We start from the raw sequence: 14,870 nt of genomic DNA, 5'->3' as shown, positions 1-14,870 counted from the left end.
TCCTTTAGATTTGTTGCAACATGTTGCGCCGAGCTTCCGGATACGGCGTCCTGTTGGACATCTGCTTTGCGTTGTGCTCTCGCAGTTCTGCCAGGCTGAGAGCTGAATTTTTGCTGATGACGAACAGACAGTAGCTGATCCAGCCTTTCTCAAGCGAGATCGAGCTATTGGCAAAGTTCCGAATGGAATTTTGTACGACTTCCGGCAGACCTTTCGTATTCTCCGCGTGCTCAGGATCATGCAGAGAGTTGGCGACCTGCTTGGAGACGTCAATCACTTCGTCAAGAACGAGGTGATGCTCCGCCAGCAGGTCGATCCAGCCTTGTACAGTCGGGATGTAGATGTCGATGCTCGGATCGGCGATGGCTCCGCGCAGGTTCGCGATGAAGTCCATCATCAGCACCTGCCCCCCTTCGTTGAGGGCCGAGGACATGTTCTGGAACAGCCCCTGCTTGTCAGGGATGTGGCAGCTGACTTCGATCCCGATCATCATGTCGTAGCGACCTGGCCTCCACCCAGCATCTACGCTTCACAAATGGATAGGTCGGCAGCGAGACGCGCTGCACGTTCTTGCCGTCATGTAGTCGCTGCCACGGCACTTTGCTGCCGGAGAGCCAGAGGGCGGCCAGCTGCTCAAGATTGCGCTCTTGCAGCGCGGTTTCCACAAGGGCTCTGGCTTGGTGACGATCCGGTGCAGGACGGATCTCGTCCACAACAGGCGAGGAGATGTATTCCTGCAAGCGCTGCAGCAGTTCTTCTTTGGAAGAGACGATGAAGGCTGCGCGCTTTTTCATCGGCTCGCGACCGACTTGCAGCGTGTAGGCGATCTGGGCGAGCGTCAGGGATCGGCCCGCTTCGCTCCCGAGATGCTCGGACAGACGAGCCGCCATGTGCTGCAGGCGGTCGTGGTTTCGGGCCGAGAGGATCACCAGTTGCTGTGCTGCGCCCGGTCGTTCTACCTGCACAGCCATCGCGGTCGGAATGTATTCTTCGATCACGGCATGGGCATTCGTGCCGCTGATCCCTGTCGTGCTGATCGCGCCGACTCGCGGGCGGCCTTCCTGCGTCGTCCACGCTCGGTTCTCGGTGCTGACGACGAACGGACTCTCCTCAAATCGGATGTACTCGTTGCTCGATTCGAATCCGTGCAAGCCCAACAGGGTGCGTTCGCGCATCGCCATCAGCATGCTGATCAGGCTGACGATGCCCGATGCGGCAAACGTGTGCCCGATGAGCGGCTTGATCGAGGAGAGCGCACAGTTCTGCGTTTGAGCGCCAGGCTTGCGGAAGGCGCTGGTCAGCGCTTGGATCTCCATCGGATCGCCTAGCTTCGACCCGGTGCTGTGCGACATGACGAACTGGATGTCAGACGAATCGATTCCATAACGGTCATACACGCTGCGGATCAGATCGGCTTGAGCGTCCGGGTTCGGCGATGTGATACCATTCGATTGGCCGTTGTAGTTGACTCCGGTCGCTGTGATGCAGCCGTAGATCTGGTCGCGATCGGCGATCGCTTTGGACAGAGGCTTGAGCACGACGACGGCAACGGCTTCGCTCGGCACCAACCCGTTCGCACGCGAATCAAACACATACGAGTGTCCGTCCGGGGACAGCATGTCGATCTTGCTCATCCCTTGGTAGATCATCGGGGAGATCAAAAGATTGACCCCGCCGGCCAGCGCCACGTCGCAGTCCCCTGCGCGCAAGGCTTGGCAGGCTTGATGGAGCGCAACCAGCCCGGAGGAGCAAGCGGCGGTCAACGCCAGATTCGGCCCCTTCAAGTCGAGGGCGTAGGCGATGCGGGCGGCCAACGTCGCATTTTGATTGCCGTTGAGCGGGCCGCCATCCCCTGTCAGGAAGCCGTATTCACCCTCTTCGACACCGACGTAGACGCCGCACAACTTGCCGCGAATCTGATCGCCCATGTAGCCGGCATCTTCGAGCGCATGCCATGCTTCCTCCAAGAACAGGCGTTGTTTCGGGTCCATGTACTCCGCTTCTCTCGGCGAGATCTCGAAGAACAGCGGATCGAAGCAGTCGACGTCTTTTACGAATCCGCCCCATTTGGACGTGATTTTGCCTTCTTCAAAGTCACTTTGCCAGTCCCAGCGATCCGAAGGAATCTCGGTGATCGCGTTCTTGCCCGCTTTGAGGTTCTGCCAGAATTCCTGCACGCTGTCCGCTTGCGGGAAGCGTCCGCTCATCCCGATCACGGCGATCGGTTCTTGAACGCCGGATGTCGGCGGCGGCACGAGAATCTCTTTTGTCACCGCGACTTCTTGCCGGGCCGGAGCGACAATCGGAGCGACAACCGGAACGGGTGTCGGTTCGGGGGCTGGTTCGGCAGTCGGTTCAAGGTAGTGCTGCGTCATCAACGCCTCGTGTTCGCGCAGGAAGTGCAGGGTCAATTTTTCCAACGTGGAGTGGCTAAAGAACAAGGCCGGCGTCACTTCGAGGCCGTAGTGCTTGGAAAGACGGTTGCCAAGCTCGGCCAAGCTGATCGAGTCAAACCCGAAGTCGACCAGATTTTCCTCGACATCGAGTTCGTCGCGGGAGATTTTCAGGATCTGGCTGACCTGTTCTTTGAGATCCCACTCGATGCATTGCTCAAGCGAGAATCCTTGCAACTCCGGACGCATCGCTGTGCCCGACGAGACGCTGAAAGTCGGCGGCGGCGTAGTGGGTTGAACCGCTGTCGGCGCTTGTGCAGCCATTCCGAGGAAGCGTTCGACGCGGCTTGGCTGCCCGACGAGGACCAGCTGCTGCACGTCGTTCTGCGAGAGGATCAGGTCAAAGAGCTCCACTCCCTCTTCCGCTTCCAAGAAGCGCTGTCCGCTCGACTTCAGGTAGTTCGCCGTGATCTCTCCTTCATCAAGACCCATTCCGCCTTCTTTCCAGAGCGGCCAGTTGATCACCAGCGTCTGGCCCGGCAACTGCTGTTCGTGACGATGTTGCGCGTAGGCCATCTGGAAGCGGTTGCCGATCGCGTAGTCGCAGGAACCGAAATCGCCCAACACAGCGGATGACGAGGAGAAGTAGCAGACAAAATCAAGCTCGGTCTCCTCCGCCAGCAATTCGTCGAGCAGCAGGGTTCCTGCGATCTTCGGGCTCAGAACCCGTTCAAACGCCTTGATGTCCTTGGCAAAAAGGCTCTCGTCCCCGGACAATCCTGCTGCGTGCAGCACGCCGTGCAGAGGTCCGAAGCGATCGCGTGCACGAACCAGCCCGGCTCGCATCTGCTCTTCGTCACATACGTCCGCTTGCAGGTAGAAGACTTGGCTGCCCAGCGTCTCCAGATCGCTCAGCTTGCTGCGCTTCTCTTCGTCGAGCTCGGAGCGGCCAGTGAGGATGAGGTTCACAGGCTGTTTTTGGGCCAGATGCTCCGCGAACAAGTAGCCGAGCGCACCGAGACCGCCGGTGATCAGGTAGGTGCCGCCTGCCCGCACCGTGCGTTGGCCCGCTTCAAGGCGGGTCGGCTGGACGGTGCAGATGTGGCGCTTGCCTGCTTCGTACAGGACGCTTTGCGCTTGCGGGGCATGGAGTTCACGCCAGAGCAGCGGCATCCAGTCTTGAAGCAAGGAAGAGCCCGCCTGCAAGACCGCCGTCACCTTCGTGTTAGGCAGCACTAGGCCCAAAGATCTTTCAAATCCGATCCACGATTCGAAGTAGCTTCGCTCCACTCCGTTCTCGAATTGCCCAGCCAGCAGCAGGCGTTCGGGCTTCAGACCGGAAGCGTCGAGGAACTTCAGGATGTTCACGATACTGGAATACTCTCGGATCAGAGCCTTGTCTTCAAGCGGCCACAGGTACAGCATCCCGAAGACGTCTCGACGCTCCTCCTGCATGCGTTGGAAGGACTCTGGAATCGAGCTTCCCTGTGCGATGAACTCGACTTGCAGGCTCGGGCTCAGGGACTTGAGCGCCTCCCGCACCGTTTGCTGTAGTGCCGGATCGGACAGGAAGCAGACGAGCGTTCCAGCGTTCCGGGCTGTGACAGAAGGCAGGGATTGCTCTTGCCAGATTTCTCGGAATGTCATCAACTCGAAGGATTCCGGCTGCTTCTTGGCTTGTGCAGGTTTCGCTTGTGCAGGTTCAGCCTGCAGTCCAGTCAGGCGAACGCAGATGTTCCCTTGGGCGTCGCACAGTTCGATGTTGAGCGTGCCATCGCTTCCCTCTTGCACCCTTGCTTGCAGGTTCGTCGAGACCGGGGCCAGCACTTCAAGGTTTTCCACGACGCTCGAAGACATCAGGGTACGTGCCGCTCCCGCCGTTCCTTCCGGCACCCAGTAGCGCTGTTTGGCAAACGGATAGGTCGGCAGGCTGATGCGGCGCGGCTTGTGTTCGCCGTAGAGCTTGTTCCAGTCCAGCTCCAATCCTTTGACCCACAGGTCGACGAGCTTGACGTGCTTGCGGCGCTGAATCCATTTTTCAATCGCTTCCTGCAGCTCTTCATCGGCGAGGAAGAGCGAGAGGGTGTCTCGGTTGGCTTTGACATGGCCGCGATAAAGGGTTGGAACATCCTCTTGGCCGGACACGCAGGCGCGCAACTTGGTCGCGAGGTCTTGAAGCGAGTCGACGAGCAGCGCCATGCGCGCATCGTGCGCTTCTCGACCGATCTGCAAGGTGTAGGCGATGTCAGCGAGGTCCGCATCTGTGAACGGCTGCGTCTCGATGGCGTGAAGCAGGCGCACGGCCAGCTCCTGCAACCGTTCTTCGTTCTTGGCCGACAACACGATCACGGCCGGATTCTGCGGCGTCACCTCGACAGGCGTGCGCAGCGACTCTGCCGGTACGTACTCTTCGATGATCACGTGCGCGTTGGAACCGCCCGCTCCAAACGATGAGATGCCAGCGATGCGCGGCACTTCGCGAACCTGACCGCCGATCTCCACCAGCGGGCGCTTCCACTCCGCCAGCTCCTGCTGCACGACGAACGGGGTCGCGTCAAAGTCGATATTCGGGTTGAGCACCTTGGCGTGCAGCGATGGTGCAAGTTGACGATGCTTCAGTTGCAGCAGTACCTTCGTAACGCCGGCGATGCCCGCCGCGCTCTCACAGTGCCCGATGTTCGACTTGGCCGAGCCGATGGCACAGGATTGCAGTTTAGTGTTTTTCCCTGCTTGGAAAGCCTTGGTCAAGCCGGCGATCTCAATCGGGTCGCCAAGCGAGGTGCCGGTTCCGTGCGCTTCGATGTAAGAGACCATGCTCGGGTCAAGCCCTGCCTTGCGCAACGCCTGCTCGATCACATTCGCCTGCGCATTCGGGTTCGGGACGGTGTACCCGTTGGTTTTGCCCCCGTGGTTGATCGCCGTCGCCTTGATCATGCCGTGGATCTGATCTCCGTCTTCAATCGCCTTGGACAGAGGCTTGAGCAGCACAGCGCCCACGCCTTCGCCCGGCACGTAGCCGTCGCCCCCTTCGCCAAAACTCTCGCATCTGCCCTTGCTCGACGCGAACTTGCCTTGGCCGAGCAGCAGGTACTTGTTCGGGTGAATCGAGACGTTGACACCGCCGGCGATCGCCAGTTCACAGCCGCCTTGCTGCAAGCTCTGGCAGGCCAGATGAATCGACGTCAGCGAAGACGAGCACATCGTATCGACGGCAAGGCTCGGCCCGTGCAGGTTGAAGAAGTACGACACCCGGTTGGCGATCGACGAGGGGTTGCCAGACAGGGCAAGCGGTCGGCCGAGGATCGTCTCCTCTGCGCCGTACAGCTGATACTCTTCGTACATCACGCCGACATAGACCCCGACGTTGCCGTCAAGCCCCAGCCCGCGATGTTTGGCGAGCATCTCGCGCGTATACCCCGCATCTTCCAGCGCCTCGTAGACGGTCTGCAGGAACAGTCGCTCCTGCGGGTCCATGATCTCCGCCTCGCGCGGGGAGATGTTGAAGAACTTCGGATCGAATTGATCCACGCCGTCAATAAATCCGCCCCATTTGCAGTTCGTCTTGCCCGGCTTGCTTTTGTCCGGGTCAAAATAGAGGCTGTGATCCCATCGGTCTTTTGGAATCTCCGTGATGCAGTCCTTGCCATCCCGCAGATTTTGCCAAAACTCCTGAAGGTTGCGCGCCCCCGGATAGCGGCCGGAAACGCCGATGATCGCGATGTCCTGTTCTCCCTTGGCCGCCTTCGCAGGTTGCGCGACCGGCGCTGCATGCACAGCCGTCGAACTCGCGGCCAGCCTCGAACGACTGCGGCTGCTGACAACCGACGGCTCAGGAGTGGACGCGGCCGCCACCGAAGCGGATTCCGAAACCCGCTCCTGCTCCCCGATGCCCAAGAGCTGCTGCAAGAGAACACGATGGGCGTCCAGGAAGTATCCGGTCAGCTCGCGGAGGTTTTGATATTCAAAGAACAGCGTTTTCGGCAAGGAGCCAAACGTCTTTTCCAGTTGGTTGGTCAGCTGCATGACCAGAATCGAATCGATGCCGTATTTTTCAAAAGGCGCATTGGCTTCAATCCGGCTGGCTGGCATCTTCAGGACGGAAGAGAGCAACGTCTTGAAATACTCCATCGCTCTCTCTTCAAAATCGCTCGAAATGAGAGTCGGCTCTTCTTCCAGCCTAGACACTGGCCCAGCTGCGGCTGTCGGTGCTGTTTTTGCAAAAACGGCGCGGATGCGATCCAGATCGCCTTCGACGACAAGAATCTGGTCTTGCTCGGAAGCCATGCCCTGATACAAGGCGCGAATCCCGGTTGCCGTCTGCATCGGGATCATGCCGAGGGTCTCTCGCAACGTCTGCCCCGTCTCCTGCTCCACCTGCATCCCGCCTTCTTGCCAGAGCGGCCAATTGATCGACAGCGTCCGGCCGGAGCGTTTGCCATTTGCGACCCGCTCGTTTCGATACCCCGCAAAAGCATCGAGGAAGGCATTGGCCGTCGCATAGTCCGCTTGTCCCGGGTTGCCGATGGCTCCGGCCACCGAGGAGAACGTCACGAAGAAGTCGAGCGGCAGATGTTGCGTCGCCTCATCGAGATGCACGGCACCGGCCACCTTGGGAGCCAGCACGTCCTGCAACTCCGCTGTCGTCTTCTTGAGGATCAAGTTGTCGCGAATCACGCCTGCGCTGTGCAGGATGCCGTGCAGAGCGCCATGCTCAGCTTGAATGCTCTCGATCAGCTGCATGACCCCCGCGAAGTCGGTCACGTCCACTTGCCTGTACACAACATTTGCGTCCAAGGACTGAAGTTCTGCCTGTTTCTCAGCGCTCAGCGGCCCCCGTCCCGTCAGGACGAGTGTCGCCCTTTTCACTTGCCGTGCGATTTCGCCAGCAAAAATGCGGCCTAGGCCCCCTGCGCCCCCTGTGAGCAGGTAGACGCCTTGGTCCTTCCATGGAATGCGCAACACCTCTTCGCCCGGCTCGACTTCGCTCCATCCTGTTCCCCAGCGTTTGCCGCCTTGGTAACGGACGTGTGCGTCGCCTGCACAGCGAGCATTTTCTCGCAAGGTCTCCGCAAGGTTGCTCGCATCGTCAACTTCGATCAGTTGCCCGACAAGGTTCGGATTCTCCAGCTGAGCGGTCTTCAGCAGTGCAGAGAGGCCGGTGAAGACCTGCCCGTCCCCTTGCGCCGGAACGACGATCTGCACGAGCGCCTTCCCTTTGCGTCTTTCTTGCAAAATCGACTTGATCGCCTCAAACGCATGTGCTGCATAGGCCTCGAAGCGTTGGGCAAGCCCTTTTTCCTCTGTCTGCAAGATCAGGCTCCGCATCCCGCTCTGTTCGATCTCAGCGTCCACTTCGCAGAGCATCACCAGATGGTCCGTATACACCGTCTGCACAGCCTGCAGATTGACCGGACGCTCTGTCCAGTCCGGTCTGAGCATCAGCGTCCCCGCCTCGGCTCCTCGCTCGCGGTCGAGTATGCGGGAGGAATAGCCCTTCATCCGCACGCGGACGCTTCCGCTCTCGTCGCACAGGTCGAGATCGAGCTTGTGTACCTTGTCCCCTGGCTTGTTACCTTCACTGCGGCGCACGAAGGCCCACATCGAAGTGGTGCAAGGCCCGAAGATCTCCAGCTCCTCCAGCGCGAACGGCAGGGCCGGCTGGAGCGTCGTTTCGTCAGTCAGGAAGCCGATGGCCGTCTGCAGAGCCGAGTCCAGCAGGCTCGGGTGCAGGATGAACTGACGCGCGGTGCTCGCGACGGCGGCTGGCAGCGACAAGCAGGCCAAGATCATCTCCTGCCCGACATAGAGGTGCTCCATCCCTTGGAAAGCCGGCCCGTACTCAAGGCCCGCTCGGCGGTACAAGTCATAGCATTCCGCCGCGCCTCGTTCGCGCTGCCCGCACTGCGCTTGCAGAGAAGCAAGGTCGAGCACGGGAGCCTCGACGTCCGACAGAGCCGGTACCGCGCGCCCTTGGCTGTGTACGATCTCGCCGTCCAAGCCGCTGTACACTTCAAATCCGATCTCGCCGTTCTCTTCCGGGAACAGCCCGATCTTCACCGACACCGCGTCTTCTTCTGCGATGATCGGACGCGCCCAGACCACATTTTTCAAAGAGATCGACGGCATGTCGGCGGCCTGCTCCAGCGCGGCGCGCGCCATCTCCAGATAGGCGACACCCGGCAGCACCTTCCGCCCTTGCACCTGATGATCGGACAGGAAAAATTCTCGCCCGGTAAACGTCGAGGAGAAGCGTTGCTCCGTCAGTTTGGAGGTATTGCTGTGCAGCAGCGGATGCAGGGCGGCTGTCAGCGTCGAAGCCCCCCCTTCCTCCATCTCCGGCTCCGGCACCCAGAAGCGCTCTCTGGCAAACGGATAGGTCGGCAGATGAGCACGGCGCGATCTCGAATCGGCATAGAGTTCCGACCAGTCGAGTCGGACGCCCTTCACCCAGAGTTCGGCGATCTCTTGCAGCGGCTTGTTTGCAATGCCCTGCGCCTCCTCCTGCCCCGTTCCCGACTGCGACGTCAAGAGACCGGGGAGTGTCCGCCCCTCTGCATAGGTTTCAAAATTCTGACGCGCTTCGTCTCTCGAACGGGCCACAAACGCCAGCCGCACCTCCCTTGCATCGCGTCCCGTCTGCAGGGTGTACACGATGCTCGCAAGGCTCAGGTCGCGCTCCCGTTCGAGGAAGCCCGCCATCGAGGCTGCATACGTCCGCAGCTGTTCCTCGGTCATGGCAGACAACACAAAGAGCAACGGCGCATCCGCTTCTCCCGCTGCCGAAGCCAGACTCTCTTTTTCCAAATGCTCTTCGATGACGACATGCGCGTTCGTCCCGCTGAATCCGAAAGAGCTCACCCCAGCACGGCGCGGCATCCCGGCTGGCACCTCCCATGGAATCAGGTCGGTATTGATATAAAAAGGACTCTTCGCGAGCCGAATGTGCTCGTTCAATTGGTTAAAATGCACCGTCGGCGGCACCTGTCGATGCTTCATGGCCAGCAGCACCTTGATCACCCCGGCCACTCCGGCTGCCGTCAGCAGGTGTCCGATGTTGCTTTTCACCGAACCGAGAGCGCAATAGCCGGTTTTCTCCGTGAAGTGCCGGAAGGACTCGGTCAGCGCCTCGACTTCAATCGGGTCGCCAAGCTTCGTGCCCGTCCCATGCGCTTCGATCAGGGAGATCGTCTCCGGGTCGATGCCAAATCGTTCATACACGTCCTGCTCCAGCTGGATCTGCGAATTGACGCTCGGCGCGGTGATCCCGTTCGTCTTGCCGTCCTGGTTGACGCCCCAGCCGCGAATCACGCCATAGATCGGGTCTTCGTCCCGCACAGCATCTTCAAGGCGCTTGAGCACCAAGACGCCCACGCCCTCCCCCGGCACAAAGCCGTTGGCGCGCGTATCAAACGAATAGCAGCGTCCGTCGGGCGACAACATGCCCGCCTTGCTCGTCATGATGTGCAAGGTAGGCCCGGCCGCCGCGTACACCCCGCCGCTCAATGCCAAGTCGCTCGTTCCGAGCAGCAGGCTGTTGCAGGCTTCGGCCATCGCCACCAGCGAGGAGGAGCAGGCGGTGTCGATCGCAAGGCAAGGGCCTTTGAGGTTGAGCAGATACGAGATGCGAGCGCTGAGGATCGAGGAAGCCGCCCCCATCAGGCCTTGTGCGTTCAAGCCTTGATGGTTCAGCGCCTGCCCGTAGTCGTTCGTGCCGCAGCCGACGAACACGCCGGTTCGGCTGCCGGACAGAGAGGACGGCGCGATGCCGGCGTCTTCGATGGCCTGCCATGCGCTCTCCAAAAATAGCCGCTGCTGCGGGTCCATCAACTCCGCTTCGGCAGGCGAGATGTTGAAGAACAGCGGGTCGAACTTGTCCGCATCCTCCAGCGCGCCCATCCACTTGGAGTAGGTTTTTCCCGGTGCGCTCGGGTCCGGCGAGTAGTGCTCGTCGAGCGACCAGCGCGTCGCCGGAATCTCGGAGATGCAGTCGCGGCCTTGTGCGAGGTTGTTCCAGAACTCGTCTGCATTCTTGGACTTCGGGAATTGACCGCTCAGCCCGATGATCGCGATCGCCGCCCCTTCAAAACTCGGCACCGCTTCTGCGCCGGCTGCCGAAACGGACGTGGACTGACGGGATTCCAGATGTTCACACGCCTTGCGCATCAGCAGTTCTGCCACCGTGTTCACATGGCGCTGCTGCCAAGACTCGTACGGCGTGCCTTGTACCCACCTGTTGAACGCCCCCATCGCCGGGCCGCAGAAGATCTGAAAATTATCCCGCTCCTGCTCATCCCCTCGCAGGGTCGCCTGTGCGGAATGGGCAAAATACCACTTGAAGATCAGCCCCATCTTGAAACGCGGGTTCTCGGCCGCCTCTTCGAGCTGCTCCGGATGTTTGGCGCGCTTGTAGGCGCAGACGAGATCCCAGACTTCCTCAAACGTCTTCTTAAAATATTTCGTTTCGATCTCATGCCGGATCGACAGCGGAATCTCGTCGATCGAGTTGTATTGGTGGAACAGCTGGTGCAGCTTGTTGGCGCGGGCGGCGAACTGGGTGTGTTTTTTCACCACCTGCACCTTCGCGCCGATCTCAAACATATCGCCTGCAACCGTGATCGCCATGTCGTGGATCGAAACGGACTGCAGCAGGTCCTTGACGACCGGATGGGCCCCGCTCTCCACCGTGCATTGATTGATCGATCCTGTGAAAATAAAATCAGCCCCGAGCATGAAGGCCGACGCGACCGCTTCCGGCGTGCCGATCCCTCCGCCGCAGCCGATGAGAATCTCCTCTTGGTAGCGGTACTGCCGCTGGAGTTGGTCTTTGAGCGCGCGGATGGCGGGCAGGAGGGAGAACGATACGCCTTGGTTCGTGTGACCGCCCGAGTCCGCTTCGATCGCGAGGTCGTCGACCAGCGGAATCGTTTGCGACAGGGCGGCTTCTTCCTCGCTGATCAGGCCGTAGCGCAGCAGCTGCTGGACGAGCGGCTCCGGCGGCGGCGAGAGAAACACGCTCGCCGTGTCCAGATGCGAGCATTTGGCGATCAGACGGCGCGGGAAGATCAGCCGGCCGTTTTGACGGGACAGGCCCTTGAGGCGCAGATAGACCAGCGGGAGCGTCGGAGCGGAGAAGGCGGACACTTCGATCGCCTTCACGCCATACTCGACGTATAGTTCCGCTGTGCGCCGCTCTTCGTCCGGGTCGTTCAGGTTGGCGATCAGGCACATGCCATACGGCTTGTCCGAACCCAGCCGCGCTTGAATGCGCTGCAGGACGGGCTCCAGTTCATGCACCTGAAAACCGGCGCTGCCAAAAAAGGCCAGCAGACCGGCCTGCCCCATGCGCACCACCATCTCCTTAGATGCGATCCCTCGATACATCGAGCCGGCAAAGTAACTCCAAATGGTGCGGTATCTCGTTTGGAACAGCGGATGGCCTAGCGATTCCGGCTGCAGGCGAACCGCCGGATCAACGGACAGTTCGCGCACAGCATTCGCAAGGGGGGCGGACATTTGCAACTCGTGGGATCGAGCCCCTGCAAGGGCCTGTTTGGCCTCTTCAGGGCTGATCTCTTTGGCTTCAAGCGCACGTAAGATCTCTTGTATCTTCATCTGAACCCCTCTTTTACAGCAAAATGTATGGTCGCAAGCACAGCGAGTGCTTGTTAATTTCCGAACAGGGAGATGATTCTGTCTTTCACTTCCGGTTTATGGAATGTCTTTTCATGCATGGCCATCTCTTGCTCGATCACGCGAGGCAGTTCCTCCCGGATCGGTCGGACCAGATGGTCCTTCAAGGTGATCAGCGACACTCTCGGTTTTTCTGCCAGTTGGCGCGCCAGCTGCAGCGCCCGGTTCATCACGTCTTCACGCGGAACGACGGGGAACGGCACGCCCCTTTTTTCCAAATCGGCGCCTCTGTAATTGTTGGCGCTCATCAGCATCTCTTCTCCGAGGGAGAAGCCCAACTTCTTCGGCACGATGTAGGTAGCCCCCATACCGGGTGTGAATCCAAATCGCATAAAACTGGTCGTGTACACGCTCTCACGGCTCAAGATCACAAAGTCGGCAAACAGCCCGACGACAAACCCGCCGCCGATCGCGTGCCCTTGCATCGCGGCGATCACCGGAACCTTGCACTCCAAGGCGAGCGCGAAGACGTTCGCATCGGTGAACCGGCCTCTTCCTTCATGAATCGCCAGCAGCCCTTCCATCGTGCCGCCGGAGCAAAAATAATTGCCATAGCCGGTGAGGATGACCGCCTTGCAGCGTTCATTCGCGGCGATCTCCTCGAACGCTTCGATCAGGCCGCGCACCAGCCCTTCGGTAAAGGTGTTCTTCTGTTCCCGATCCTGTAAGGTCACTTGCACGATCCCCGTCTCGATCTCTCTGCACTCCACCACTGGATTCGTCATGTTCTCCTCCACTCTCCGTGGATCAGCTCTCCCACGGGAATTGACCTGTTTCGATATAACGGAAAATCAGCTCTTGGTTGCGCGGATCTGCAAACACTTCCCGGTTCGCTTCGAGCGCCAACGGCTTGGCGCGGTGCAGACCGTCCTGCAAGCTGTTCATCAAGCGCTTGTATCGCTCGATGCCGCGCTTGGGCACATAGCGCAGCCGCATGAGATGCTTGCGAAGCAATGTCTCGCTCTCTGCATCGCAGGCATCGACAAGCCCCCACTCCACGGCTTGTCGGACGTTGACCGGCTGCGTCATCAGCGTCAGATAGTTCGCCTTCTGAAAACCGATCCGCCGGATCAAAAACGGCAGCACGCATGCCGGCAGAAGTCCGAAGAGCAATTCGGACAAGGAGAACTCCGCCGTTTCATCCGCCAGCACGATATCGCAGGTGGCGACAAACCCGACGCCGCCTGCGTTGACCTTGCCGCGAACGTGCGAGATGGTGATAAACGGGCCAGTCGCCAGATCGAGCCACAGGTCGTACAGCGGCTCCGGTGACGGGTCGAGGCTCTGCCCGCTCGCCTTTTTCTCATGCAGCTCTTGAAAATCGGCCCCGAAGCAGAACACGTCCGGCAACCCCTCCAGCACGAGGATCGAAGCCTGTTCCCGGCAGTGATCGATCACCTGGCGACACTCGTACACCAAGCGCTCGTTGATCGTGTTCTTCGCCTCGGGACGGTTGAACTGCAAAAAGCACACCGGGCCTTGCATCCGCACCCGGATCGTCTCGTATGCGGCCGTGTTCATCAGCACCACCGGTATTCTCGATGGAATTCTGAGATCTCTTCCAGATACAGGCGCTGTCCGGCTTGCCCGGAAGCGAGGGCGCCCGGGATCAGGTTCAAGTCCAGCTTGACATTGCGGGTGCCGAATTTGACGGCGCTGCTGCTGTGGAGAATCTTTTCATATTCGTCCATCGACAGTCGGTAGCGGTTGTTCAGTTGCTCTTGAAGCTTGAAGCCGCGCAGGACTTCTTGACTGCGAGGGGTGACGACGCCGCTGTAAAATTCAGAGCAGCAGCCCGAGCCATAGGAGAAGATCCCGATGCGCTTGTTCCCTTCAAACTGCCCGTTGTCGATCGTGCTCGCCAAGGAGAGCAGAACGGTGGCCCCCATGATGTTACCCACGCGCTGGCAGTAGGTCAGACCCGGCACCACGCGCTGTTGGAAATCGGCTTCGATCTCCGGGCCTTTGACCTTGGCGATCTTGCGCATCATCGTGCGGTGCGCGCCTTTGACCATGCCGCCAAACGGCGTGTGGAAGGACAGGTACTGGAACGTGTCGCGGTACTCGACATCGGCGACGCGGCGCTGGTATTCCAGGAACGCATTCTCGCAGCAATCCAGATACGAGAGCAGGGAGAGGTCCGCGTCGCCCGCTTCACTGTCGGCCACCGGGCGGCAGGTGTCCATCACCTCGTAGCCGTAATATCCGTTGGCTCCGACATCGACTTGGAACACGTGCGGCTTGTCGCTGACCAGAAGCGCCACCGCGCCTGCGCCGCCGCTCGGTTCGGCGAACGACCAGTCTTCGCTGAGCGCATCTCCGCCTTCGACGGCCAGGAACCGGGAGATGTCCGTGGCGACGACGAGCGCTTTGGCTCCGGGCGAGACTTGGGAGAGGATGAAGTTGATCGCCATCTGGAAACCGGCTGTGCCCGAATAGCAGGCTTGCTTGATCTCGAACAGGCGGCAGGTACGGCTCAGTCCCAGATGATGATGCACGTAGGTGCTGAGCGACTTGCCGAAGTCGATCCCGGATTCCGTGCAGGTGATCAGCAGTTCGATGCGGTTTTTTTCTTCCTCGGACAGCGCATCGACCACCGGCTTGGCCGCGTTGACGGCAAATGTCACCGGGTCTTCAAACGGCAAGGCGACCGCCTTTTGCTTCATCAGCAAATTTTCAAATCTGGGGATGTCCAGGTTTCGATGTCTGGCCAGATCCATGACATCGAGATACGCGGTCCCCCCGAATACATTCATCGCTTCGATACCGACGGCAACCATGGTCGTC

General features: G+C 60.0%; 5 protein-coding genes. All 5 read right to left on the bottom strand.

Features of this window, described 5'->3' with window-relative positions; translation table 11 throughout:
* Positions 1 to 4: 4 nt before the first annotated feature.
* From ET33_RS30280 to ET33_RS30260, 5 genes are read right to left on the bottom strand one after another with little or no spacing between them, the layout of a single operon-like run.
* On the bottom strand, positions 5 to 493 hold the full coding sequence (locus ET33_RS30280; protein ID WP_036691014.1) for a hypothetical protein: 489 nt from the start codon (positions 491 to 493) through the stop codon (positions 5 to 7).
* Entirely contained in the window at positions 456 to 12,005 is an 11,550-nt protein-coding gene (locus ET33_RS30275) for a PfaD family polyunsaturated fatty acid/polyketide biosynthesis protein (RefSeq protein ID WP_051775832.1), read from the bottom strand. The genes ET33_RS30280 and ET33_RS30275 overlap by 38 nt, the downstream gene beginning before the upstream one ends.
* 53 nt (positions 12,006 to 12,058) lie before the next feature.
* A complete protein-coding gene (locus ET33_RS30270) occupies positions 12,059 to 12,808 on the bottom strand; it encodes a polyketide synthase (protein ID WP_036691012.1) in 750 nt (249 codons plus the stop codon).
* Positions 12,809 to 12,830: 22 nt separating this feature from the next.
* Entirely contained in the window at positions 12,831 to 13,604 is a 774-nt protein-coding gene (locus tag ET33_RS30265; protein ID WP_036691009.1) for an enoyl-CoA hydratase/isomerase, read from the bottom strand.
* Positions 13,604 to 14,863: a hydroxymethylglutaryl-CoA synthase family protein gene (locus ET33_RS30260; RefSeq protein ID WP_036691007.1), complete on the bottom strand. Its 1,260-nt coding sequence runs from the start codon at positions 14,861 to 14,863 to the stop codon at positions 13,604 to 13,606. The genes ET33_RS30265 and ET33_RS30260 overlap by 1 nt, the downstream gene beginning before the upstream one ends.
* Between the last annotated feature and the right edge of the window lie 7 nt (positions 14,864 to 14,870).

The sequence above is a fragment of the Paenibacillus tyrphae genome, from assembly GCF_000722545.1.
GTDB classification, from domain to species: domain Bacteria; phylum Bacillota; class Bacilli; order Paenibacillales; family NBRC-103111; genus Paenibacillus_G; species Paenibacillus_G tyrfis.
Note: the sequence above shows the minus strand (reverse complement) of the source record. Positions and strands in the feature narration are given on the sequence as shown.